Genomic DNA, 25111 nt, shown 5'->3' with positions numbered 1-25111 from the left:
GAAAACGTTGCAGGCAACCGCGCGTCAATGCACCAGCTGCAGGAACAGCAGCCCGGCCGCCATGACCACCGCGCCGCAGATGCGCAGGCTCCGCGGCTCCATCTTCAGCGCCTCGCGCACCATGCTCTGCCAGCCACGCGGCGAGGCGAACAGCACCAGCCCCTCGATCACCAGGACGAGGCACAGCGCGGCGGCGAGGTCGTGCGACATGCCCGGCTGCCTCAGCGCTTGCTCGCGCCGTCGTTGAAATACTTCAGGAACTCCGAATCCGGCTTCAGCACCAGCACGCCCTTGCCGTCGTCGAACGACTTACGGTACGCGCCCAGGCTGCGGTAGAACGCGAAGAATTCCGGATCCTGCCCGTAGGCCTGCGCGTAGATCGCCGCGGCCTGCGCGTCGCCTTCGCCGCGGATCTTGGCCGCGTCGCGTTCGGCTTCGGCACGGATCACCTGGCCCTGGCGGTCGGCGTCGGCCTGGATGGTTTCGGCGGCCTGGCGGCCGGTGGAGCGCAATTCGTTGGCCAGCTGCAGGCGCTCGGCGCGCATGCGCTTGTATACCGACTCGCTCACTTCGTCCGGCAGGTCGATGCGCTTGATGCGCACGTCGACCACGGCGATACCGAGGCTCTTGCGCGCGGTGGCGTCGGTCTGCTTGCGCACGCGCTCGGTGATGTCCTTGCGGCCGCCGGCGATCAGTTCCTGCAGGGTGCGGCCGTTGAACTCGAAGCGCAGGGCGTCTTTCACGATCGGCGACAGGCGGTTGGCGGCCTGCAGCTCGGCGCCGGCGGTGGCGCGGTAATAGGCGGCGTTGTCGGCGATGCGCCACTTCACGTAGAAGTCGACGTTCACGCTCTTCTTCTCGGAGGTGAAGTAGCGCTCCGGCTGCGCCTCCAGGGTGAGGATGCGGTTGTCGAACAGGATGGCCTGCTGGATCAGCGGCAGCTTGAAGTGCAGGCCGGGCGTGTCGCCCGTGCGCACGATGCGGCCGAACTGCAGCACCAGGGCGCTCTGCCCTTCGTGCACCACGTAGGCGCTGTTGAAACCGAGCAGGACGGCGATGACGACGATGATGCCGGCGAGGAATTTCATCACTGCTTCTCCTTGCCCGAGTCGGCGGCCGGCGCCACCGTGCCCACGCCCGGCAGGTCGCGCACGGCGGTGCGGTCCAGCGGCAGGTAGATCATGTTGCGGCCGCCGGTGCCGTCCAGCACCTTGGGATTGTTGGACATCACGTCCTCGACGGTTTCCAGCCACAGGCGGCGGCGGGTCACTTCGGGCGCGCCGCGGTATTCCTTGAGGATGAGGTTGAAGCGGTCGGCGTCGCCGGTGGCGCGGGCCACGCGCTCGGCGGAGTAGCCCTGCGCCTGGGCGGCGATGCGCGAGGCTTCGCCGCGCGCTTCGGGCACCACCTTGCTGGCGTAGGCGCGGGCGTTGTTCTCGGTGCCCTGCTTGTCTTCGCGCGCGGCGTTGACGTCGTCGAAGGCGTCCTTCACTTCCTGCGGCGGCGACACGTTCTGGAAGCTCACGTCGGTGACGGCGAGGCCGGCGTCGTAGCTGTCCAGGGTGGCCTGGAGAATCTCGCGGGTCTGCTGCTGCAGCGTGTCGCGCGTCTGCGCGGCGGCGGCGGCCTGGGTCACCGCGGCCTGCGCGGCAGCGACCGGCGCGGCCGCGGTGGACGACGCGGCGGGCACGGCGGCCTGCTCGGGCGCGGAGCTGGTGAGGATGTTGTCCATCACATTGGCGCCGACCACGGAGCGCACCGCGGCCTCGGCGGCCTGGCGCAGCGTGTCTTCCGGCTGGCCGCTCAGCGAGAACAGGAATTTGCGCGCGTCCGACACCTGGTACTGCACGTTGAAGTCGACCGAGATGATGTTCTCGTCGCTGGTCAGCATGCGCACCTTGTCGGACACCGAGCGCACCTCGGTCGTGCTGACCTTGGTGACGGTCTCCAGCGGACGCGGCAGCTTGAAGTGGAAGCCCGGCTGCAGGGTGCGGGCGTACTGGCCGAAGCGCAGGACTACGCCAGCTTGGCGAGCATCGATCACCGTGCCGCTGCTAAACAGCAGCGAGGCCAGCAGCAGTGCCGTAACGATAGTGAGCAGGCCGCCAGGTCCGCCGCCGAGGCGGAAGAGCCGGTTCTTCAGCTGCTTAAAAGCATCGTCCAGACCGGATTTACCGGGGTTCTGGCGAGGCTTGCCCCAGGGGTCACGTTGCCCGTTACCGGGTTCGTTCCAGGCCATTGTCAGTCTCCTTGAGGCCGCAGGGAGGCCGGCAGCAATAGCCGGAAGCACCTTGGTCGGAAATCATCATGGTGGCGAGTCGCGTCCGGGCAAGGGTCCTGCCCGGCAGGGAAGCGGCACAAACGGCGGGCATTCTAGCAGAGGCGGACGGGCGAAGGCCCGTCCCGCCTCGCTCACAGCTCGTCGCGCGGCTCGCCCAGCAGGCCGCGCAGCAGCTCGGCCTCGGCCGGGCTGCCGCCGCTGAGCGGAGCGATCACGCTGCGCGGCGCGTCGATGCGCAGGCGCCAGCCATCCTCGTCCACGTCCTCGCCGGCAATCGCGCCGGCGGCCTTGAGCCGCGCGTGCAGGCGGCCGGCGGTGAGCGGCAGGCGCAGCTCGGACTGCACGCGCTCGCCGCCGAGCAGTTCGCCCAGGGCCTGGCGCAGCAGGTCCAGGCCCTGCCCCGTGGCGGCCGACAGCCACACGGTGGCCGGGCGGCCTTCGTCGTCGCGGTCGATGCGCGGCTCGGTGCCGGCCAGGTCGATCTTGTTCATCACGCGCAGCTGCGGCACGTCGCCGGCGTCGATTTCCTCCAGCACGCCGTCGACCACCTTGTGCAGGTATTCGCGCTCCTCGTCGGCGGCGTCGCTCACGTGCAGCAGCAGGTCGGCGTCGCGCGCCTCGGCCAGGGTGGCGCGGAAAGCGGCCACCAGGTCGTGCGGAAGATCGCGGATAAAGCCCACGGTGTCGGCCAGCACGGCCGGGCCGCAGCTGAGGTCGTCGAGCTTGCGCACGGTGGGGTCGAGCGTGGCGAACAGCAGGTCGGCGGCGAACACCTCGCCGGAAGTCAGCGCATTGAACAGCGTGGACTTGCCGGCATTGGTGTAACCCACCAGGGCCACCCGCGGCACGGTGTTGCGCAGGCGCGCGCGGCGCTGCTGGGTGCGCTGCACCTGCACCTTCTCCAGGCGCTTGCTCAGCATCTTCACGCGCTCGGCGAGCAGGCGGCGGTCGGTTTCCAGCTGGGTTTCGCCCGGACCGCGGTTGCCGATGGCACCGCCGCGCTGGGCGTCCAGATGGGTCCAGCCGCGCACCAGGCGGGTGGCGACATGCTTGAGCTGGGCCAGCTCCACTTCCAGCTTGCCTTCGTGCGAGCGGGCGCGCTGGGCGAAGATGTCCAGGATCAGGCCGGCGCGGTCGACCACGCGGGTCTTCAGGTGCTTCTCAAGGTTGCGCTCCTGCACCGGGCTGAGGGTGTGGTCCACCAGCACCAGGTCGGCTTCGAGCGCGCGCACCATCTCGGCGACCTCGTCGGCCTTGCCGGAACCGATGTAGTAGCGCGGGTTGGGGTCCTCGACGCGGGCGGCGATGCTGCCCAGCACTTCGGCGCCGGCGGATTTCACCAGCTCGGTGAATTCTTCGGCGCGGCGCACGGTGTCGCCCTCGCCACGGGAATGCGGCAGCACCAGTACGGCGCGCTCGCCTTTCTTTTGTCTATCGAACACGGATGCGGAATGACCTGTGCGGAATGGACCCGGCATCGGGCCGGACGGCCGCGACGGGGCGAATGCGAAGTGTAGCGGCGCCAGCGGCCGTGGGGTCGGAAACGACCAAGCGGCGGGACCTTAAGGCCCGCCGCCTCTTACACATGGGTCATTCCAGGCCCGTTTCAACCTTCCGTTTCGGGCGCCGTCGTAGCCTCGACGTGGCCCTCGTGGCCGGTCCCCATCCGCACGTTGCGGCTGGGCACCACGGTGGAAATGGCGTGCTTGTAGACCATCTGGCTGACCTGGTTGCGCAGCAGCACCACGAACTGGTCGAACGACTCGATCGTGCCCTGCAGCTTGATGCCGTTGACCAGGTAGATGGCAACCGGGACGCGCTCGCGGCGCAGTGCGTTCAAAAACGGATCTTGCAATGACTGCCCTTTGGACATTGTTGTTCTCCCCTCGCATCGGACGGGCCGGATAAAAGACGCTCGCGCGCCCCGGCCCAAGGCTTCGGAATATTAACCACTTTTAAATCGTTGATGAAAGGTTCTGTGCCTGCGCTGGAGAGGCTTTCCGGCGGACCGCCCGGGAAGCGCGAACCCGTTCGCCAAAACCGTGCGCAAACCCTAGCCGGAGGCGCCCAGGAACAGCTCCAGCGCGTCGACGGCCCGGGCCTCCAGGCCGGCCCGGTCGGGGTCGAAAGTCCGTGCATCCAGCTCGCCGCGCAGCCAGGTGATCTGGCGCTTCGCCAACTGGCGGGTGGCGAACACGCCGCGGTCGCGGAATTCCACGGCGTCGGTCGCGCCGTCCAGATGCTCCCAGGCCTGCCGGTAGCCGACCGCGCGCATCGAAGGCAGGTCCGGATGCAGGTCGCCGCGTGCGCGCAGGCCGCGCATCTCGTCGAGGAAACCGTCGCGCAGCATGGCGTCGAAGCGCTCGGCGATACGCGCGTGCAGCGGCGCCCGGTCCGCCGGCAGCAGGGCCAGCTTGAGTACGCGCCAGGGAAAGCGTTCGCCGCTGCCGCCGCGCTGCTGTTCGGACAGCGGACGGCCGGTGAGTTCGATCACTTCCAGCGCGCGCTGGATGCGCTGCGCATCGTTCGGCCCGATCCGCGCGGCGGCGGCGGCATCGGCCTGACGCAGCCGCTCGTGCATGGCGGGCCAGCCGATCAGTCCGGCCTCTTCGGTGAGACGCTCGCGGATCGCCGCATCCGCCTCCGGCAAATGTGACAGCCCATGTTGCAGCGCGCGGAAGTACAGACCCGTGCCGCCGACCAGCAGCGGAACCTTGCCGCGCGCCGTGATGTCTTTCATCGCCTGCAGGGCGTCGGCGCGGAAATCCGCCGCCGAATACGGCTCGGCCGGATCGCGGATATCGATCAGCGCGTGCGGATAGCGCGCCAGCGTCGCCGCATCCGGCTTGGCCGCGCCGATGTCCAGGCCGCGGTACACCAGCGCGGAATCCACGCTGACCAGCTCAACCGGAAAATTCCGACTCAACGCACAAGCCAGCGCGGTCTTGCCCGACGCCGTAGGGCCCATCAAGAAAATGCTGGGGTGACGCAAGTCGGCAGGCATGTACGCTTCCGGAGGGCTCAAGGTGACGTGCTGGGTCAGGCTGGCATGCAGCGTTTTCCCGCCCAACGGCAACGCAACGCCATTTGGACGGTATGGGCACGTGCCTTGCTTCACATTTTGGACGAGAATCACGGCGTCTTGCACGATCGCAACCGTGGTCAGCCACAGCGAACCGCCGAGATAAGTTGAACGGGGGGAAGTACGGAATGAACAAACGCAAGTACATGGTGGCCGAACCCGGCAACCGCGCCTCGGCACCCGGTGCCGCCGCCAAGCCCGCACGCGCGGGCGACGATGGCGCTCCACCGGTGTGGCACAAGGACAACCGCGGCTTCTGGTTCGTGGTCTGCGTCGCGGCCAGCCTGGTTTTCGCGCTGATCTATACCGCGCTGCGCTGAGCGCGCGGCAAGCATGGCCGGCGCCTGGCGCCGGCACGGGGCGGGTGCCGCCCTCTTACGCTCCTACCGCTGATGCGCGCCGGCTTTCCAGCCGGCGCGCTGCTTGTGGGCGCCTGCCCTACTTCGCCGGCACGCCCAGCTCCTGCAGCAGCCACGGCGCCGGATAGACCTTGTCCATCAGCCAGCGCATGTAGCGCATGTCGACGTGGATCGCGCGCTTGTAGCGCGGATCGAACATCCAGCTCGCGCTCACCGCTTCCCAGTTGCTGTCGAAGTTCAGCCCCACCAGCTGGCCGTGCGCATTGAGCACGGGCGAGCCGGAGTTGCCGCCGGTGGTGTCGAGGTTGCTGAGGAAGTCCACCGGCATCACGCCGGAACGCTGGTCCAGGTAACCGGCGTAGTCGCCCTTGGCGATGGCGTCCAGCAGCGGCTTGGGCGCGTCGAACGGTTCCACCCCGGTGTTCTTCTCGACGATGCCGGCGGTGCTGGTCAGCGGCGAATAGCTCACCGCGTCGCGCGCCTTCAGCGGCGTGACCTTGCCGTAGCTGACGCGCAAGGTGGAGTTGGCATCCGGATAGACCGCCCGCCCCTGCTGCTCGCGATAGGCGATCAACGCCTGCATATAGGCCGGGCGCAGGCGCAGCAGCTCGCCGTCGCGCTCCTTGCGCTGGTCTTCGATGCGCAGCAGCGCCGGCTGCAGCGCCGCCGCCAGCTTCAGCAGAGCGTCGTCCGACGTCGCCACTTCATCGGGCTGCGCCTTCAGCCAATGCAGGCGCTGCGCCTCGTCGCCGAGCTGGGTGGCGCCGTAGATGCGGTCCAGCGTGCTGGCCAGCTCGGCCGGCGTGCGGCCGAAGGCGGTGTCGAATTCCGGCACGCGCTGCGGATCCGGCAGTTGCTGGTAGCGCGTGAGCAGCGCCGTGAGGATGCGTTTTTCCACCGCCGCGTCGTAGCGGCGCTGCACCTGCTTGAGCATGCCGGCGGTGAGGTCCTCGTCGCGCTGCTGGTAGCCGGTTTCGCGCTCGGCGTCGGGCTTGGCGCGCTCGTGGGCATAGCGCTGCAAGGTGAGCGCCGAACGCAGCAGCTGCGTTTGCGATGGCAGGATGGCGAACAGCAGGTCGCGCTCGCGATTGGCATTGCCGCCGGCGATCAGCTTGGCCACCGTGTCGATGTCCGGACGCAGCGTTTTTGCCTGCGGCTGCTTGTCCAGCCACGCCAGCATGGCGTCCTCGTCCTTGCGGCGGATGTCCACTGCGTCGCTGCGCTTGAGGCCGTCGAGTTCGCCGCTGAAACGCTTGATGCCGTTCTTCAGCGACTGCAGCTGCGAGGCGTAGCGGATCGCCGCCTGCTTGTCGGCGCGGCCGGCGTCTTCGATCACGCCCTGCACCTGCTTCATCACCTCCACCGACTTGGGCAAGCGCCATTGCACCTGGTCGGCGAACTCGGCCGCCGTGCGGTGGCGATAGGTCGTGCCGGGATAGCCGGCGAGCATCACGAAGTCGCCCTCGTTCACGCCTTCGCTGGCGACCTGCAGATGCGCCGGCGGGTGATACGGCTGGTTTTCCTTGGCGTAGGCGGCCGGCTTGCCGTCGGGGCCGACATAGGCGCGCAGCACGGTGAAGTCGCCGCTGTGGCGCGGCCAGACGAAGTTGTCCACCTCGTCGCCGTAGTTGCCGATGGCGCGCGGCGGTGCGTAGACCAGGCGCAGGTCGCGGATCTCCAGCTGCTTCACCAGGTAGAAATCGCGCCCGTAGAACATGTTGACCACGCTGCAGCGATAACCCGCCTCGCGTTCGCACTCGGCCACCAGCGCCTTGCCGGCGGCGTCCACCGCGTCGTAGTAGGCGCGGCCGGTCTTGCCCCGGGCCTGGGCCAGCACCTGGTCGGTGACCTTGTCGAAGCCGGTGGTCACGCGCAGGCGGAAGTCCGGATTGGCCGGCAGCTCCTGCGCGCGGTCGCCGGCGACGAAACCGTGCTGGATCAGGTCGCGCTGCGGGTTGCTGTTGTACTGGATGACGCCGAAGGCCACGTGGTGGTTGGTCAGCACCAGTCCGTCGCCGCTGACGAAGGCGCCGGTGGCGCCGCCCACCTTGACCACCGCGCTGAGCGGCGGCTTGGTCAGGTCCGCCAGGTCGGCGGGGTTGCCCTGGTAGCCGGCGGCGCGCAGCTGCTTGCCGATCGAGGGCAGCTGCGAGGGCATCCACATGCCCTCGTCCGCCTGCGCGCCCGGGGCCAGGCCCATCGCCATGGCCGCCGCCAGGCCCATCGTCTTCTTACGCATCCGCCGTCCCCTGTGGGTGATCGCACAAACTTGCGACCTTAGACCGAAGCTGCCGGGCGGGCAACGCTGCACTGCACGAAGACGGCCTGCCATGCCCGCACTTTATAATCGCCGCTTTCCCCGCCCGCCTTGCGGGCCAGCCGATGGATTCCCCATGCAGCAGACGATGAAAGCCCTGGTCAAGCGCTTGCCCGAACAGGGCATCTGGATGGAAGAAGTGCCCGTGCCCGAGGTCGGCCCCAACGAGGTGCTGATCAAGATGGAGAAAACCGCCATCTGTGGCACCGACCTGCATATCTACAAGTGGGACGAGTGGAGCCAGCGCACCATCAAGCCCGGCCTCACCATCGGCCACGAATTCGTCGGCCGCATCGTCGAGATCGGCCCGGGCGTCACCGGCTACAAGATCGGCGACCGCGTCTCGGCCGAGGGCCACATCGTGTGCGGCCACTGCCGCAACTGCCGCGCCGGCCGCCAGCACCTGTGCCCGAACACGGTGGGCATCGGCGTGAACCGCAACGGCGCCTTCGCCGAATACATGGCCATGCCGGCCTCCAACCTGTGGCCGATCCCGGACCAGATCCCCTCGGAGCTGGCCGCCTTCTTCGACCCCTACGGCAACGCCGCGCACTGCGCGCTGGAGTTCGACCTGATCGGCGAGGACGTGCTGATCACCGGCGCCGGCCCGATCGGCATCATTGCCGCCGGCATCGCCAAGCACGTGGGCGCGCGCAACGTGGTGGTCACCGACGTCAACGACTACCGCCTGAAGCTGGCCGCCGACATGGGCGCCACCCGCGTGGTGAACGTGGCCAACCAGTCGCTGCGCGACGTGGTGAAGGACCTGCACATCGAGGGCTTCGACGTGGGCCTGGAGATGAGCGGCAACCCGCGCGCCTTCAACGACATGCTCGACTGCATGTACCACGGCGGCAAGATCGCCATGCTCGGCATCATGCCGCGCGGCGCCGGCATCGACTGGGACAAGGTGATCTTCAAGGGCCTCACCCTGCAGGGCATCTACGGCCGCCGCATGTACGAGACCTGGTACAAGATGACCCAGATGGTGCTCACCGGCTTCCCGCTGCAGAAGGTGCTCACCCACCAGATCCATATCGACGATTTCCAGAAGGGCTTCGACCTGATGGATGCCGGCCATTGCGGCAAGGTCGTCTGTTCCTGGCTCTGATGCAGAGCCGGCTCTGATCGGGGCCTGAAGGCTCCCGCGCCGGGCGTGCGCGGGAGCCCACCGAAACGTCTCACGCACGGGTAAACTCCCCCCGCGACCGGCGCACATGGGACTGGGTTTGTAAGTGCGCGGCCGGGGTAGGGCCGCACGCCGTCGGGTCGCTTAACTGACGGAGCATCGCCCATATGGCAGATCAGATTTCTTCCGGCAGCTCCCGGCTGGCGGCGGCGCGCGCACGTGCGCTCACCGTCTACCGCTCGCGGCGCACGCGCAAGACCGCGCTGATCGCCGCCATCGTGCTGGTGCTGTTCGGCCTGTTCGGCTTTTTCGCCGCGCCGTCGATCATCCGCGGCCAGATCGAAAAGCACGCCAGCGCCGCGCTGGACCGCCCGGTCACCCTGGGCAAGGTGCACCTCAATCCCTACACCTTGCGGCTGCAGCTGGACCAGTTGCATATCGGCGAGCGCGACGGCAAGACCAGCTTCGTCGACGTCGACCAGATCGTCGCCAACACCTCGTGGACCTCGCTGTTCCGCCTGGCGCCGGTACTGGACGAACTCTCGCTGCAGCGCCCGCGCATCCACATCGCGCGCACGGCCGACCAGCGCTTCAATTTCTCCGACATCATCGACCGCTACGCCGCGCAGCCGGCGGATCCGAATGCCAAGCCGGCGCGCTTCGCGCTGTCCAATATCAGCGTGCACGGCGGCGACATCGTGTTCGACGACCAGGCGGCGAAAGCCAGCCATCACGTCGAGCAGCTGGAACTGGGCATTCCCTTCCTCGCCAACCTGTCCAGCAGCACCGACGTGTTCGTCAAGCCGCTGCTGGCGCTGAAGGTGGACGGCAGCCCGCTGCGCATCGAAGGCCAGACCAAGCCGTTTGCCAGCAACCGCGAATCGGCGATCGGCTTCGAGCTCGACCACCTCGACCTGCCCCGCTATCTCGGCTACGTGCCCAAGCCGCTGCCGATCACGATTCCGAAAGGCCTGCTCAGCGGCAAGCTGGAACTCAACTTCGTGCAGACGCCGGATGCACCGCAAGTGCGCCTCACCGGCAACCTGCAGCTGGACGACTTCGCGCTGGACAGCAGCAAGGGCGAGCCGATCGCGCGCCTCGGCCATGGCACGGCGGAATTGGCGGACGTGCAGCCGCTGGTGTCGCGCTACCAGCTCGGCGCGCTGAAGCTGGAGCAGGCCCAGGTCTACTACACCGCCGGCGAAGGCGGGCACAGCAACTACGACACGCTGACGGCACCATCGGCGCCGGCCGATCCGGCGAAGAAGGCCACGCCCACCGATCTGCGCATCGCCTCGATCGCGCTCACCGGCAGCGCCATCCACTACACCGACGCCACGCAGAACAAGCTCGATCTGGCCAACCTGCACGGCAGCCTGCTTGGCCTGAGCATGCTCGCCGCGCCGCCGGCGAAACTCGATCTGGCCGGCCAGCTGTTCGGCGGCGACATCGGCGCCAAGGGCACGCTCGACCTGGCCGCGGCCACGTTGAAGGCGGCGCTGGCGCTCAAGCAGGTGGACATGGTGCCGCTGCAGGCAATGGCCGGCTCCGCCATGGCCGCGCGCGCCGCCAAGGGCAAGCTCGATGCCAACGGCCAGTTGCAGCTGGACTGGGGCAAGACCGTCAATGTGCACCTGGCGCCGGCGCAGGCGACGGTGAGCGATTTCGCGCTGGAAGCCGGCGGCAAGGGCCAGGCCGCACCGGTGGCCTGGGGCAAGCTGCAGGCGGATATCGAACAGATCGACCTGGCGTCGCGCCAGGCGCGCCTGAAGAGCCTGGTCGGCACGGGCCTTAGCCTGGACGTGCAGCGCGCGGCCAACGGCACTATCTCGCTCACCGAATTGTTCGCGCCGCCCAAGACCACCGCCAAAACAGCGGCGCCGCGCGGCAAGGCCAAGCCGGCGGATGCCGAACCGGCGTGGCAATGGAGCATCGCCCACCTCGGCGTGGACAACGGCGCCGTGCGTTTCGCCGACCATGCCGTAGGCAACGGCAAGCCCGCGGTGGTGGAAGTGACGGCGCTCAAGGGTGGCATCGACGAGCTCAGCGACAAGTTCAACCAGCAGCGCGCGATGAAGCTGGACGGCAATATCGGCAAGGGCACGTTCTCGCTCGCCGGCAAGGTGCAGCCCTCCCCTGCCCTGGCCGACCTGGACGTCACCACCCGCGGCCTGGACATCGCCACCTTCGCGCCATACATCAGCGTGCCACTGAACGTGACCATCTCCAGCGCGCGCCTGAGCGGCAAGGGCAAGCTGCATTACGACGGACGCACCGCGGAACCGAAGTTCGGCTTCAAGGGCAATGCCGCGCTGGAACGCGTGCGCGTGCAGGACAAGGTCACCGGCGACGACTTCCTGCGCTGGAGCGCACTCAACGCCGGTAACCTCGACGTGGCCTACGGCAGCGGCACGCCGCGCATGCATGTGGGCAGCCTGGTGCTGAGCGCGTTCTACGCGCGCATGATCGTCAATGCAAATGGACGGCTGAATCTGGCGGACGTGGTGGCGAAGCCGGAGCAGGAAGAACCGGTCTCGGTGACGCGCGCCGAAACCAATGCGCCGGCGGCGCCGAAAGTTTCCAAGACCACCACCGAAACGGAAAAGCCCGCCGAATCCATCGCGCCCGCGGCGGATATCCAGCTCGGCCAGATCACCCTGCTCAACGGCCAGCTCAACTACACCGACAACTTCATCAAGCCCAACTACACCGCCAACCTCACCAAGGTCACCGGCAAGATCGGCGCCTTCGGCACCGCGGGTGGCCCGCCGGCCGACGTAGCCGTGCAGGCGCAGCTGGACGACAACTCGCCGGTGGACATCAGCGGCACCATCAATCCGCTGGCGCCGGTGGCCTTCCTGGATATCCAGGGCAAGGCCAACGAAGTGGAGCTGACGCGCCTCAGCGCCTATTCCAGCAAGTACACCGGCTATCCGATCACCGCGGGCAAGCTCACGGTCGACGTGAAGTACAACCTCGACCAGCGCAAGCTCAAGGCCGACAACCACATCTACATCACCCAGCTCACCTTCGGCGACCGCATCGAGGCGCCCGGCATTTCGCACCTGCCGGTGAAGCTGGCGGTGGCGCTGCTGAAGGACACGCAGGGCAATATCGACGTCAACGTGCCGGTGTCCGGCTCGCTGGACGATCCGCAGTTCAGCATGGGCGGCCTGATCTGGCGCGCCATCGGCAACCTGATCGTCAAGGCGGTGACCTCGCCGTTCCGCCTGCTTGGCTCGGCCTTCGGCGGCGGCGACCACGAAGACCTCGGCTATGTGGAATTCGATCCCGGCTCGGCCGTGCTCAACGGCGCCGCGCAGGAGCGCCTGGGCAAGGTGGTGGCGATGCTCAACCAGAAGACCTCGCTGACCCTGGACCTGGTCGGCCGCGCCGATCCGGCGCAGGACCAGAACGGGCTGCGCAAGGTGACCGTGCAGGACATGATCCGCAAGGAGAAGGTGCTGGACGACGGCGGCAAGAACGCCGACACCTCGCCCGCCGCGCTCGCCGCGGTGGCGATCACGCCGGACCAGGAAGAGCGCTATCTGGCCCGCGCCTACAAGCACGCGGACAACATCGACAAGCCGCGCAATGCGCTGGGCCTGAAGAAGTCGCTGGAGCCGGACGAGATGCGCGCGCTGCTGGAGACCAACGTCAAGACCGACGATGCGGCGATGCGCGACCTGGCCGAACGGCGCGCCAACGCGGTGCGCGACTGGCTGAAGGGCAAGCTGCCGGACAACCGGTATGGGCTGAAGGATCCCAAGCTCACGCCGGAGGGGATCGACGACAAGGGCAAGACGACGCGGGTGGATTTCGGCTTGCATTGACGCTTGCCGGCCTGCGCAGGTTGGGGTGAGCCGCAGGCGAACCCCAACAGCGCAACGTCCAGACGCACCGCATCGTTGGGGTTCGCCTATGGCTCACCCCAACCTACGCGGGCTTTCCGGTAAGGCTCGGGTTTTCCGGCGGGCCGCAAAGGCTCACAATCGGCATCTTTCCCCCCAAGGGCCGATCCCGATGAGCTACTCCGATACCACCCGGGCGCGCTACGCCGCCGAACTGGATTCCATCCGCGAGCAGGGCCTGTTCAAGGGCGAGCGCGTGATCGTCTCGCCGCAGTCGGCGCAGATCGAGCTGGAGGGCGGGCGCAAGGTGCTGAACTTCTGCGCCAACAACTACCTGGGCCTGGCCGACCATCCGGACGTGATCCAGGCCGCCAAGGAGGCGCTGGACAGCCACGGCTTCGGCATGGCCTCGGTGCGCTTCATCTGCGGCACGCAGGACCTGCACAAGCAGCTGGAAAAGAAGATCGCCGAGTTCTTCGGCACCGAGGACACCATCCTCTACGCCGCCTGCTTCGACGCCAACGGCGGCCTGTACGAGCCGCTGCTGGGCGAAGAGGACGCGATCATTTCCGATGCGCTCAACCACGCCTCGATCATCGACGGCATCCGCCTGTGCAAGGCCAAGCGCTTCCGCTACGCCAACTGCGACATGGCCGATCTGGAAAAGCAGCTGCAGGCGGCCGACGCCGCCGGCGCGCGCACCAAGCTGATCACCACCGACGGAGCGTTCTCGATGGACGGCTTTATCGCGCCGCTGGACAAGATCGCCGCGCTGGCCGCCAAGTACGACGCCATGGTGCATATCGACGAATGCCACTGCACCGGCTTCCTCGGCGACAGCGGCCGCGGCTCGGCCGAAGTCAACGGCGTGATGGACAAGATCGACATCTTCACCGGCACCCTGGGCAAGGCGCTCGGCGGCGCGCTGGGCGGCTTCACCACCGGCAGCGCCGAAGTGATCGAACTGCTGCGCCAGCGCTCGCGTCCCTATCTGTTCTCCAACTCGCTGCCGCCGCACGTGGTGGCCGCGGCGCTGAAGGTGTTCGACATGCTGTCCAGCGCGGGCGAGCTGCGCCAGCGCGTGCAGGAGAACACCCGCTACTTCCGCGAGCAGATGAGCCAGGCCGGCTTCGACATCAAGCCGGGCGTGCACCCGATCGTGCCGGTGATGATCTACGACGCCAAGAAGGCGCAGGCCATGGCGGCCAAGCTGCTGGACGAAGGCATCTACGTCACCGGCTTCTTCTACCCGGTGGTGCCGCAGGGCCAGGCGCGCATCCGCACGCAGATGAGCGCGGCGCATACGCGCGAGCATCTGGACCGCGCGATCGCGGCGTTCACCAAGGTAGGGCGCGAGCTTGGCGTGATCGGCTGAGCATTGACGGGGGAGCGGTTGCGCTCCCCCGCTTTCGTTATTGCAGTGCGCTGAGTTCGGCGCGGTAGCGCCAGGTTTCCGTGGTGGCCGATTGCACGGCATCGGCGATGTCGCGCTGTGCGGCCTCGTCGTTCGCCAGCAGCGAACCGAGGCTGCGTTCGAAACCGTCATAGCTGGCCCAGCGATCGCGGGCCACCAGCAGCATGTATTGCGCCGAGTCGCCGCCGGTGACCAGGCGATACCAGGTATGAGCCGGTGCGCCGGGTTCCTTCTGCAGAACCTGGTGTGCAACGGCCAGCGCGCGTTCGAAACGCGCTTCCATGCCAAGCCGCACGTGCACGTGTGTCACCTGCATGGTGGCACTGGGCTTGCGGTTCTCCAGCGGCGTGCCGGTGCTGGCTTCGCGCAGCAGCACATAGGTGGGCTGTCCCATCGGAATAGCGTACGGCGACACGTTGGCGCGGAAATCCGCGCCGTCGCCGGCCACGTCCACCCGGTGGTCGAACGCGGCGAACGGCTCGCCCACGCTCGCGTCGACGAACCAGCCGCTGCGCTCGCCGTCCTCGATGGTCCAGCCGTACCAGGACAGCGGATCGCGGTGGGCGCGATGCCATGCGAGGTGCTGGCGGTAGCCCTGCTCGAACTTATCGGCAGCGCCGGTCTGCATGCGGTAGAGGTAGAAATGCGCGGCGTTGCCCGGGGCGGCATGGGCGGGCAAGGCCAGCCACAGGGCGAACAGAAACGCGTAGCAACGGCTCATGGGGATTCCTGGCGGGAGGGCGGCTGCGATTCTCGGCTTGCCGCTGCCTTCGCGGCCATGCGAATCTTTTTGGGCTCACGGCGAAAATTTTTCGCCCCTCCTCCCCCCGCCCAGGGTTTCGCGCATGAATGTGGAGTTGCGTTACCTGCACGCGTTCCGCGCCGTCTGTGAAGGCGGCAGCCTGCGCGCGGCCGCCGCCTCGCTGCACCGCACCGAGCAGGCGGTGAGCTACCAGTTGCGCAAGCTGGAGGAAGCGCTGGGCATGCCGCTGTTCCGCCGCGGACAGGGGCCGCTGGTGCCCAATGCCGCCGGCGAGCGGCTGCTGGCGTTCTGCCGCGACATGGGGCGCGACCTGGCCAAGGTGCACGAGGCGATGCGCGACGAGCCGGCGCAGCCGCTGCGCATCGCCGCGGTGAGCGGCTTCGGGCGCTATGAACTGCTGCCGCTGTTTCGCGAAGGGCCGCTGGCGGACGTGCCGATCCGCATGAGCTTTCCCACCGCGGAGGACGTGGTGCGACAGGTGGAAACCGGTGCGAGCGATCTGGGCTTCGTGCATCTGATGCTGCCGCACGGCGCTCTGCGTCTGGTGGCGGTGGGTATGGAGCAGGCGGCGTTGATCGCACCTGCGCGATTGACCTTGCCAGCGCTGGATATCGCCATCCTCGCCCAGGCCGACTACGTCACCTACGACGAGAGCGACTACGTGTTCGCCACCTGGTTCACCCAGGTGCTGGGCGAGAAGCCCGCGCGCCTGCGCAGCGTGGCGCATTTCGAGGAGCTGGAAGAGGTGCTGGACTGGGTGGCGGCCGGGCGCGGGTTGTCGATCGTGCCGTATGCGTGTGCGCGGGAGGCCGAGGCACGCGGCGACGTCGTCGCCGTGGGGCGCGAGAGCAAGCCTTGCCTCAATACGATCTATGCGGTGATGGATCCGGCGCGCATGCATCCGCTGCAGGAGCGCACGCTGGATGTGGTGCGGGAGCAGTTGCGCGGCTGATCAGCGCGACAGCGCGGCGACTTCCTCGGGGCGCAGGTGGCGCCATTGGCCCTTGGCGAGTTCGCCTAAAGGCAGCGTGCCGATGGCCACGCGGATCAGCCGAAGCACGCCGATGCCATGCGCTTCGAGCAGGCGGCGGATATGGCGGTTGCGGCCTTCGTCCAGGACGATCTCCAGCCAGGCGTTCTTTTCGCCCGTGCGCAGCAGCGTGGCCTGCTTCGCGGCCAGGCGCTCGCCTTCGTCCACTACGCCTAGTGCGAGTTGCTCCAGCAGCGCGGCGTCCGGCACGGCGTCGATCTGCACGTGGTAGGTCTTGTCGACGTGGTGGCGCGGCTCGGTGAGGCGCGCGGCCCAGGCGCTGTCGTTGCTCAGCAGCAGCAGGCCTTCGCTGGCCTTGTCCAGGCGGCCGACCGGGCCGAGCCAGGGCAGGCCGGCATCCTTCAGCAGGTCGTAGACGGTGTCGCGGCCGCGCTCGTCGGCGGCGCTCACCACGATGCCGCGGGGTTTGTTGAGGACGATATAGACGCGCTGTGCTTCGCTGACCGGGGCGCCGTCGAGCAGGATGCGCTGACGGGCGGCGTCGGCGGGGCGTTCCGGGTCGAGCACCACGCGGCCGTCCACGCTGACCCGGCCTTCGCGTACGGCCTTCTCGGCCTGGCTGCGCGAGCACACGCCCAGCTTGCTCAGCACGCGGGCCAGGCCGTGCTTCGGCGCGGCTGCATTACCGCGGCCCGGCGTGGTTCGCCTGCCCTGCCCTTGCTTTCGGTCCATGCCGGTCATCGTGCCCCAGTCCGCCCAAAAGAAAAGCCCGGCTTGCGCCGGGCTTTTCCACGCGACCTTGCGGTCGAGATTACTGCTGGACCTGCAGCTCGGTGCGACGGTTACGGGCGCGGCCCGAATCCGTGTCGTTGCTGTCGATCGGGTCGTTCTTGCCGTGACCGATCGGGCCCTGCAGGCGGCTGGCGTCGACGCCGTGGCCGGTCAGGTAGTCGAACACGATCTGCGCGCGACGCTCCGACAGGCTCTGGTTGTAGGCGTCCTTACCGACCGAGTCGGTGTAGCCGGCAACCGCCACCTTCACCTGCGGGTAACGCTGCAGGGTGTCGATGGCCTGGTCGAGGATGGCGATCGAGTCGGCGCTGGGCTCAGCCAGGGCCTTCTTGATGTCCTTCTCGCCCTTCTTCGGACGGTCGAACTTGAAGTTCACGCCGCGCAGGTCGATGACGACCTGCTTCGGGCAGCCGTCCGGACCGACGATGGTACCGGCGGGCGTACCCGGGCACTTGTCGTCGCAGTCGTTCACGCCATCACCGTCGCTGTCCAGCTTGGAGCAGTCCGGAGCCGGCGGCGGCGGCGGGGTGGCGGCCACCGGGGCAGCCGGCGGAGCGCCGAAGCGCGACACCACGCTGAAGCCCAGGAACCAGTCGCCGTAGCCGTTCTTCTCCGGCTGGCTCTTGTCGTCCCAGTCGTAGCGGTAGCCGGCTTCCGCACGGATGTCGCTGCTGTCAGTGATCGACTTGGAGATACCGACGCCGAGCTCGGCGGCCGGCGACCAGGCCTTGTCGAAACGGTTGTGGTGGTAGCTGCCCATCACGCCGGCGAGCAGGTACGGACGCCATGCGTCGGCCGCGCCGAAGTAGTAGCGAGCGGTCACGCCATAGTTGTTGTTGGACCAGTTGCCGCCACCGATCTTGGAATCGATGTCGCGCTTGGTGCGATCGACGAACAGATCGATCGAGGTGTTCGGCGCGATGAACTTGCCGACGGCCAGGCCGTAGTAAACCTGACGGCTGTTGGTGTTGCGGTCGGTGTCGTTGTAGTAGCCGCCGACGGTCGGGGCAATGTACCAACGGTCATCGAAACCGGCGGGTGCGCTGGAGCTGCTGTCCTGCGCGTGAACGGCACCCACGCCGCCCAGGGCCAGGGCAATCAGAAAATACAAGCCCTTACGATTCATCAGGTGTCTCCTCGTTTATTGGTTTTCGCGTCCGTTCCACCCCAGACGGAAATCGCGCGTCAGAACTTCAGGGTTCGACATTCGGGGGCCTCATGGCCCCCTGCTTGGCGTTCCTAACAGCAAGCGGCGCAGAGTGTAGCAAAACCGTTAAGAGATACACACGTCACTTAACAGGTAAACGTGACAGCTTAAGCTTTTGGTGGGTTCTCGTTCAGGCAAATTCGCGTGAAAACGCGCTCACCGAAAGTTCTTCGCGCATGACTGCGGGGCAAAAGAAAAGCCCGGCTTGCGCCGGGCTTTTCTGACGGCCTTGCGGTCGCTTACTGCTGGACCTGCAGCTCGGTACGACGGTTGCGGGCGCGGCCGGCATCCGTGTCGTTGCTGTCGATCGGGTCGTTCTTGCCGTGACCGATCGGACCCTGCAGGCGGCTGGCGTCGATGCCGTGCGTGGTCAGGTAGTCGAACACGATCTGGGCGCGACGCTCCGACAGGCTCTGGTTGTAGTCGTCCTTGCCGACCGAGTCGGTATAGCCGGCGACCGTCACCTTCACGTTCGGATAGCGGCCCAGGGTGTCCACGGCCTGGTCCAGGATCGCGATCGAGTCGGCGGTCGGGGTGGCCAGGGCCTTGCCGATCTCGCCAGCCTTCACGTGGCCCTTCTTCGGATAGTCGAACTTGAAGTTCACGCCGCGCAGGTCAATCACGACCTTCTGCGGGCAACCATCCGGACCGACGATGGTGCCGGCCGGCGTACCCGGGCACTTGTCGTCGCAATCGTTCACGCCATCGCCGTCGCTGTCGAGCTTGGAGCAATCCGGCGGCGGCGGCGGGGGCGGCGTGGTGGTCGGGGCAGCCGGCGGAGCGCCGAAGCGCGACACCACGCTGAAGCCCAGGAACCAGTCGCCGTAGCCGTTCTTCTCCGGCTGGGTCTTGTCGTCCCAGTCGTAGCGATAGCCGGCTTCCGCGCGGATGTCGCTGCTGTCGGTGATGGTCTTGGAGATACCGACGCCCAGCTCAGCGGCGGGCGACCAGGCGTTGTCGAAGCGGCTGTGGTGGTAGCTGCCCATTACACCGGCCAGCAGGTACGGACGCCATGCGTCCCACGCGCCGAAGTAGAAGCGTGCCGCGGCGCCGAAATTGTTGTTGGACCAGTTGCCGCCACCGATCTTCGAATCGATGTCGCGCTTGGTGCGGTCGACGAACAGATCGATCGAGGTGTTCGGCGCGATGAACTTGCCGACGCCCAGGCCGTAATAGACCTGGCGGCTGTTCGTGTTGCGGTCGGTATCGTTGTAGTAGCCGCCCACGGTGGGGGCGATGTACCAGCGGCCGTCGTAGGTGGGAGTGGCGCTGGCAGTGTCCTGCGCATGAGCGGCACCTACGCCGCCCAGGGCAAGCGCGATCACGAAGTACAAGCCCTTACGTTTCATCAGGTGTCTCCTCGTTTATTGGTTTTCGCGTCCGTTCCACCCCCAGGCGAACGACCCCGCGGGCCGTGCCGCCATGAGTCCCGGCCGATGCCGGCCTTGAAGCCAAACCACCCGAAACGGGCGCAGAGAGCTTAGCAAAAAACAAACAATTCTCCGAACGCCCGTTCAGTTTTTAGCTCACACCGTCTTTACAACGTGAAGAGTTCCAGGAATTCCTGAACAGGCATGGCGTCCAGCCTGCTCGGGTCTGCTATCGCATGGAGGATCGCCCCGACCTTGTGCCCGGGCAAGTGCCCGCGCATGGCCGCCTCGAATTTGCCGAGCAGCACCGGGATGCCTTCCGCCCGGCGCCGGCGATGGCCGATCGGATAATCGACAGTGACCTTTTCCGTGCTGCTGCCATCTTTAAAGAACACCTGCACCGAGTTGCCGATAAAGCGCTTGTCGGGGTCGTAGTAGTCGCGGGTGAAGCGCGGGTTCTCGCTCACCGCCATGCGGGCGCGCAAGGCGTCGATGCGCGGGTCGGCGGCCACCTCGTCGCTGTAGTCCTCGGCGGTCAGGCGGCCGAAGATCAGCGGCACCGCCACCATGTACTGGATGCAGTGGTCGCGGTCGGCGTAATTGGCCAGCGGGCCGGTCTTGTCGATGATGCGCGCGCCCGCTTCCTGGGTCTCGATCGCCACCTGGTCGATCTCGTCGATGCGGCCAGCCACCTGAGGATGCAGCTGCATGGCGCACTCCACCGCGGTCTGCGCGTGGAACTCGGCCGGGTAGCTGAGCTTGAACAGCACGTTCTCCATGACATAGCTGCCGAACGGGCGCTCGAAGCGGAAGGGATTCCCCTTGAACGCCACGTCGTAATAGCCCCAGGTCGCCGCGCTCAGCGCGGATGGATAGCCCACCACGCCGCGGTAGACCGCATTGATCGCATGGATCACCGCGCGCCGGCAGGCGTCGCCCGCCGCCCAGCTCTTGCGCGGGCCGGTGTTCGGGGCGTGGCGGTAGGTGCGCAGGGCGCCGTTGTCGATCCAGCTGTGCGAGACGGCGGTGACGATCTGCTCCCTGCTGCCGCCCAGCATGGCGGCGGCCACCGCGGTGGAGGCCAGGCGCACCAGGATCACGTGGTCCTGCCCCACTCTATTAAAACTGTTGAGCAGGGCGTAGCAGCCCTGGATCTCGTGCGCCTTGATCGCCCAGCCCAGCACCTCGCGCACGGTCGGCGCCGTGCCGCCCTCGCGCTGGGCCTTGCGGCCGAGATAGTCGGCCACGGCCAGGATGGCGCCGAGGTTGTCGGAAGGGTGGCCCCACTCCGCCGCCAGCCAGGTGTCGTTGAAGTCCAGCCAGCGGATCTGCGTGCCGATGGCGAATGCCGCCTGCACCGGGTCCAGCTCGTAGCTGGTGCCCGGCACGCGCGCGCCGCCCGGCAGCACGGCGCCCGGCACCACCGGCCCCAGATGCTTGACGCATTCGGGAAACTTCATCGCCAGCATCGCCGTGGCCAGCGAATCCAGCAGCATGTAGCGCGCCGTGTCGTAGGCTTCGGCGGATTCGATGCGGTAGTCGAGGACGTAGTCGGCGATGTCGACCATCGCCTGATCGGGCGATGGCCGCTGGGCGGAGCGGATGTCATGCGAACTCATGAAGCCCCTCTCCTGGCAAAGCCTGATCGAGACTACTTAACCATGTCGCTCTAACCATGTCGCCGCATCTTGCGGGAGTCAACGCCCGCCCCCGCCGAATCAGACTGCAGGCAGGCGCACCCAGCCTTCCATCAGCACGCGCGCGCTGCGGCTCATCACCGCCTTGGTCACCGTCCACGTACCGTCGACCTGCGCCGCTTCGGCACCGACCCGCAGCGTTCCCGAGGGATGGCCGAAACGCACCGCATGGCGCTCGCCGCCGCCGGCCGCCACGTTGACCAGGGTGCCGGGAATCGCCGCCGCCGTGCCGATCGCCACCGCCGCCGTACCCATCATGGCGTGGTGCAGCTTGCCCATCGACATGGCGCGCACCAGCAGATCGATGTCGCCCGCCTTCACCGCCTTGCCGCTGGAAGCGACGTAGTCCGCCGGCGCGGCGACGAACGCCACCTTCGGCGTGTGCTGGCGCGTGGCGATTTCTTCCAGCGAACCGATCAGCCCCATGCGCAACGCACCGTGCGCGCGGATGGTCTCGAACATGGCCAGCGCCTTCGGATCGCTGTTGATCGCGTCCTGCAGCTCGGTGCCGGTGTAGCCGATCGCCGCGGCCTCGACGAAGATGGTCGGAATGCCGGCATTGATCATGGTCGCCTTGAGCGTGCCGACGCCCGGCACTTCCAGGTCGTCCACCACGTGGCCGGTGGGGAACATTGCCCCGCCCGCGCCCTCTTCGTCCGCGGCCGGATCCATGAATTCCAGCTGCACTTCCGCCGCCGGGAACGTCACGCCGTCGAGTTCGAAATCGCCGGTTTCCTGCACCGCTCCGCCGGTCATCGGCACGTGGGCAATGATGGTCTTGCCGATATTGGCCTGCCAGATGCGCACCACGGCGACGCCGTCGCGCGGCACGCGCGCGGGGTCGACCAGGCCGCCCGCGATGGCGAACGGACCGACCGCCGCCGACAGGTTGCCGCAGTTGCCGCTCCAGTCGACGAAGGCCTGGTCGATCGCCACCTGGCCGAACAGGTAGTCCACGTCATGGTCGGCGCGCGTGCTGCGCGACACGATCACCGTCTTGCTGGTGCTCGAAGTGGCGCCGCCCATGCCGTCGATCTGCTTGCCGTACGGGTCGGGGCTGCCGATCACCCGCTGCAGCAGCGCATCGCGCGCGGCGCCGGGCACCTGTGCGGCCTCGGGCAGGTCCTGCAGGCGGAAGAACACGCCTTTGCTGGTGCCTCCGCGCAAGTAAGTGGCGGGAATGCGGAGCTGGGGAGCGTGTGCCATGGTCATGCCGCCTGCGATGCTTCGAGGAAATCCTGCGCGAAACGCTGCAGCACGCCGCCCGCTTCGTAGATCGACACTTCTTCGGCGGTGTCGAGGCGGCAGGTCACCGGCACCTCGACGCGTTCGCCGTTGCCGCGGTGGATCACCAGAGTGAGTTCCGCGCGCGGCGTGCGCGCGCCGATCACGTCGAAGGTTTCGCTGCCGTCGATGCCCAGGGTCTTGCGGTCGGTGCCGGGCTTGAACTCCAGCGGCAGCACGCCCATGCCGATCAGGTTGGTGCGATGGATGCGCTCGAAGCCTTCCGCCGCGATCGCTTCCACACCCGCCAGGCGCACGCCCTTGGCCGCCCAGTCGCGCGACGAACCCTGGCCGTAGTCGGCGCCGGCGATCACGATCAGCGGCTGCTTGCGTTCCATATACGTCTCGATCGCTTCCCACATGCGCATGACCTTGCCTTCCGGCTCCACGCGCGCGAGCGAGCCCTTCTTCACCGCGCCGTCGACCACCGCCATCTCGTTGAGCAAGGTGGGGTTGGCGAAGGTGGCGCGCTGCGCGGTGAGGTGGTCGCCGCGGTGGGTGGCGTAGGAATTGAAGTCCTCTTCCGGCAGGCCCATCTTCGCGAGGTATTCGCCCGCGGCGCTGTCCAGCAGGATCGCATTGGACGGCGACAGATGGTCGGTAGTGATGTTGTCGCCCAGCACCGCCAGCGCGCGCATGCCCTTGAGCGTGCGCTCGCCGGCCAGGGCGCCCTCCCAGTACGGCGGACGGCGGATATACGTGCTCTGCGCGCGCCAGTCGTACAGCGGCGCAGCCGTGGTGCCGCCCTGGCCGCTGCGCGCGAACATCGGCTCGTAGACCTTGCGGAACTGCTCCGGCTTCACGCTGGAGGACACGATCGCGTCGATCTCCTCGTCGCTGGGCCAGATGTCCTTGAGCAGCACCGGCTGACCGTTGGCGTCGACGCCGAGCACATCCTTCTCGATATCGAAGCGGATGGTGCCGGCAATCGCATACGCCACCACCAGCGGCGGCGAAGCGAGGAAAGCCTGCTTGGCGTACGGATGGATGCGGCCGTCGAAGTTGCGGTTGCCCGACAGCACCGCGGTGGCGTACAGGTCGCGCTCGATGATTTCCTGCTGGATCTTGGGATCCAACGCACCGGACATGCCGTTGCAGGTAGTGCAGGCGAACGCCACGATGCCGAAGCCGAGCTGCTCCAGTTCCGGCAGCAGGTTCGCTTCCTTCAGGTACAGCTCCACCGCCTTGGAACCGGGCGCCAGCGAACTCTTCACCCACGGCTTGCGGGTGAGGCCGCGCGCATTGGCATTGCGCGCAAGCAGCGCCGCTGCGATCACGTTGCGCGGATTGCTGGTGTTGGTGCAGCTGGTGATGGCCGCGATGATCACCGCACCATCGGGCATCTGGCCCGGCTGTTCCTGCCACTCGCCCGCAATGCCGCGCGCGGCGAGATCGGCCGTCGGCAGGCGCTTGTGCGGATTCGACGGACCCGCCATGTTGCGCACCACCGAGGACAGGTCGAACGTCAAGGTGCGCTCGTACTGCGCGGCGGCCAGCGTATCGGCCCACAGGCCGGCGGCCTTGGCGTAGGTTTCCACCAGCTTGACCTGCTCGTCGCTGCGGCCGGTCAGGCGCAGGTAGTCGAGGGTCTGGCCGTCGATAAAGAACATCGCGGCGGTGGCGCCGTATTCGGGTGCCATGTTGGAGATGGTGGCGCGATCGCCCAGCGTCAGGCTGGCCGCGCCTTCGCCGCGGAATTCCAGGTAGGCACCGACCACTTTCTCCTTGCGCAGGTATTCGGTCAGCGCCAGCACGATGTCGGTGGCGGTGATGCCCGGCTGGCGCTTGCCGGTCAGCTCCACGCCGACGATATCCGGCAGGCGCATCCACGAAGCGCGGCCCAGCATCACGTTCTCCGCTTCCAGGCCGCCCACGCCGATGGCGATCACGCCCAGTGCGTCCACGTGCGGCGTGTGGCTGTCGGTGCCGACGCAGGTGTCCGGGTAAGCCACACCTTCCTGCACCTGGATCACCGGCGACATCTTCTCCAGATTGATCTGGTGCATGATGCCGTTGCCCGGCGGAATCACGTCGACGTTCTCGAACGCTTTCTTGGTCCACTCGATGAAGTGGAAGCGGTCTTCGTTGCGGCGATCCTCGATCGCGCGGTTCTTCGCAAAGGCCTGCGGATCGAAGCCGCCGCACTCCACCGCCAGCGAGTGATCGACGATCAGCTGCACCGGCACCACCGGATTGACCTTGGCCGGGTCGCCGCCGCGCTCGGCGATCGCATCGCGCAGGCCGGCGAGGTCCACCAGGGCGGTCTGGCCGAGGATGTCGTGGCAGACCACGCGTGCCGGGAACCACGGGAAGTCGCGCTCGCGCTTGCGCTCGATCAGCTGCCGCAGCGAATCGGCCAGGATCGCCGGATCGCAGCGGCGCACCAGGTTCTCGGCCAGCACGCGCGAGGTGTACGGCAGCGCGTCGTAGGCGCCCGGCTGCAGCGCCTCCACGGCGGCGCGCGCATCGAAGTAGTCCAGCGAGGTGCCGGGAAGGGAGGTGCGGTAGTCGCTATTCATATGTGTCGAGAACCCAGGAAGAGATTGCCCGGCCCGCGTCCGCCAGGCGGCGGCC

General features: G+C 67.5%; 19 protein-coding genes. 5 read left to right on the top strand and 14 right to left on the bottom strand.

What is annotated here, in order from left to right:
- Positions 1-24: 24 nt before the first annotated feature.
- The 6 genes from KK141_RS04020 to miaA all read right to left on the bottom strand — a co-directional run bounded on the left by KK141_RS04020 (position 25) and on the right by miaA (position 5285).
- Positions 25-210 (bottom strand): DUF2065 domain-containing protein, encoded by a 186-nt coding sequence (locus tag KK141_RS04020; RefSeq protein WP_167258412.1) that lies wholly within the window; start codon positions 208-210, stop codon positions 25-27.
- Positions 211-221: 11 nt separating this feature from the next.
- Positions 222-1088 (bottom strand): protease modulator HflC, encoded by an 867-nt coding sequence (hflC, locus tag KK141_RS04015; RefSeq protein WP_167258414.1) that lies wholly within the window; start codon positions 1086-1088, stop codon positions 222-224.
- The gene (gene hflK / locus KK141_RS04010; RefSeq protein WP_214571685.1) at positions 1088-2239 is read right to left on the bottom strand and encodes an FtsH protease activity modulator HflK; all 1152 of its coding nucleotides are present in this window, start codon (positions 2237-2239) and stop codon (positions 1088-1090) included. The genes hflC and hflK overlap by 1 nt, the downstream gene beginning before the upstream one ends.
- Positions 2240-2412: 173 nt before the next feature.
- Positions 2413-3723 (bottom strand): ribosome rescue GTPase HflX, encoded by a 1311-nt coding sequence (gene hflX / locus KK141_RS04005; RefSeq protein WP_214571686.1) that lies wholly within the window; start codon positions 3721-3723, stop codon positions 2413-2415.
- Between the two features lie 164 nt (positions 3724-3887).
- Positions 3888-4154 carry an RNA chaperone Hfq gene (gene hfq, locus KK141_RS04000; RefSeq protein WP_167258420.1) on the bottom strand — a complete coding sequence of 89 codons (267 nt, stop codon included), beginning with the start codon at positions 4152-4154 and terminating at the stop codon, positions 3888-3890.
- Positions 4155-4334: 180 nt separating this feature from the next.
- On the bottom strand, positions 4335-5285 hold the full coding sequence (gene miaA / locus KK141_RS03995) for a tRNA (adenosine(37)-N6)-dimethylallyltransferase MiaA (protein ID WP_214571687.1): 951 nt from the start codon (positions 5283-5285) through the stop codon (positions 4335-4337).
- Positions 5286-5491: 206 nt separating this feature from the next.
- On the opposite strand from miaA, the gene KK141_RS03990 reads away from it, so the two are divergent.
- A complete protein-coding gene (locus KK141_RS03990; protein WP_214571688.1) occupies positions 5492-5683 on the top strand; it encodes a hypothetical protein in 192 nt (63 codons plus the stop codon).
- Positions 5684-5801: 118 nt separating this feature from the next.
- Here KK141_RS03990 and KK141_RS03985 read toward each other — a convergent pair whose 3' ends face one another.
- On the bottom strand, positions 5802-7961 hold the full coding sequence (locus tag KK141_RS03985) for a S46 family peptidase (RefSeq protein ID WP_214571689.1): 2160 nt from the start codon (positions 7959-7961) through the stop codon (positions 5802-5804).
- A 154-nt stretch (positions 7962-8115) separates the two neighbouring features.
- Between KK141_RS03985 and tdh the strand changes: the two genes are divergently transcribed.
- The 3 genes from tdh (at position 8116) to kbl (ending at position 14394) form a co-directional block, all read left to right on the top strand.
- Complete coding sequence (gene tdh, locus KK141_RS03980) at positions 8116-9150, top strand: L-threonine 3-dehydrogenase (protein ID WP_210427788.1); 1035 nt, start codon at positions 8116-8118, stop codon at positions 9148-9150.
- A 185-nt stretch (positions 9151-9335) separates the two neighbouring features.
- The gene (locus KK141_RS03975) at positions 9336-13001 is read left to right on the top strand and encodes a DUF748 domain-containing protein (protein WP_214571690.1); all 3666 of its coding nucleotides are present in this window, start codon (positions 9336-9338) and stop codon (positions 12999-13001) included.
- A gap of 190 nt (positions 13002-13191) precedes the next feature.
- Positions 13192-14394 carry a glycine C-acetyltransferase gene (gene kbl, locus KK141_RS03970; RefSeq protein WP_214571691.1) on the top strand — a complete coding sequence of 401 codons (1203 nt, stop codon included), beginning with the start codon at positions 13192-13194 and terminating at the stop codon, positions 14392-14394.
- A gap of 37 nt (positions 14395-14431) precedes the next feature.
- Here the strand turns inward: kbl and KK141_RS03965 are convergent, their stop codons facing one another.
- A complete protein-coding gene (locus KK141_RS03965) occupies positions 14432-15154 on the bottom strand; it encodes a hypothetical protein (RefSeq protein WP_214571692.1) in 723 nt (240 codons plus the stop codon).
- 124 nt (positions 15155-15278) lie between these two features.
- Here KK141_RS03965 and KK141_RS03960 point away from each other — a divergent pair, with 124 nt between their 5' ends.
- On the top strand, positions 15279-16148 hold the full coding sequence (locus KK141_RS03960; RefSeq protein WP_214571693.1) for a LysR family transcriptional regulator: 870 nt from the start codon (positions 15279-15281) through the stop codon (positions 16146-16148).
- Here KK141_RS03960 and KK141_RS03955 read toward each other — a convergent pair whose 3' ends face one another.
- From KK141_RS03955 to acnD, 6 genes are all read right to left on the bottom strand, one after another.
- Complete coding sequence (locus tag KK141_RS03955; protein ID WP_250901558.1) at positions 16149-16919, bottom strand: pseudouridine synthase; 771 nt, start codon at positions 16917-16919, stop codon at positions 16149-16151. It abuts the gene before it with no gap.
- Positions 16920-16998: 79 nt separating this feature from the next.
- On the bottom strand, positions 16999-18105 hold the full coding sequence (locus KK141_RS03950) for an OmpA family protein (RefSeq protein ID WP_214571695.1): 1107 nt from the start codon (positions 18103-18105) through the stop codon (positions 16999-17001).
- 320 nt (positions 18106-18425) lie between these two features.
- Positions 18426-19535 carry an OmpA family protein gene (locus KK141_RS03945; protein WP_214571696.1) on the bottom strand — a complete coding sequence of 370 codons (1110 nt, stop codon included), beginning with the start codon at positions 19533-19535 and terminating at the stop codon, positions 18426-18428.
- A 188-nt stretch (positions 19536-19723) separates the two neighbouring features.
- Complete coding sequence (locus KK141_RS03940; RefSeq protein ID WP_214571697.1) at positions 19724-21175, bottom strand: bifunctional 2-methylcitrate dehydratase/aconitate hydratase; 1452 nt, start codon at positions 21173-21175, stop codon at positions 19724-19726.
- A 99-nt stretch (positions 21176-21274) separates the two neighbouring features.
- The gene (gene prpF, locus KK141_RS03935) at positions 21275-22459 is read right to left on the bottom strand and encodes a 2-methylaconitate cis-trans isomerase PrpF (protein ID WP_214571698.1); all 1185 of its coding nucleotides are present in this window, start codon (positions 22457-22459) and stop codon (positions 21275-21277) included.
- A gap of 2 nt (positions 22460-22461) precedes the next feature.
- Entirely contained in the window at positions 22462-25056 is a 2595-nt protein-coding gene (acnD, locus tag KK141_RS03930) for a Fe/S-dependent 2-methylisocitrate dehydratase AcnD (RefSeq protein WP_214571699.1), read from the bottom strand.
- Between the last annotated feature and the right edge of the window lie 55 nt (positions 25057-25111).

The organism is Dyella sp. LX-66 (assembly GCF_018599165.1).
GTDB lineage: Bacteria > Pseudomonadota > Gammaproteobacteria > Xanthomonadales > Rhodanobacteraceae > Dyella_D > Dyella_D marensis.
Note: the sequence above shows the minus strand (reverse complement) of the source record. Positions and strands in the feature narration are given on the sequence as shown.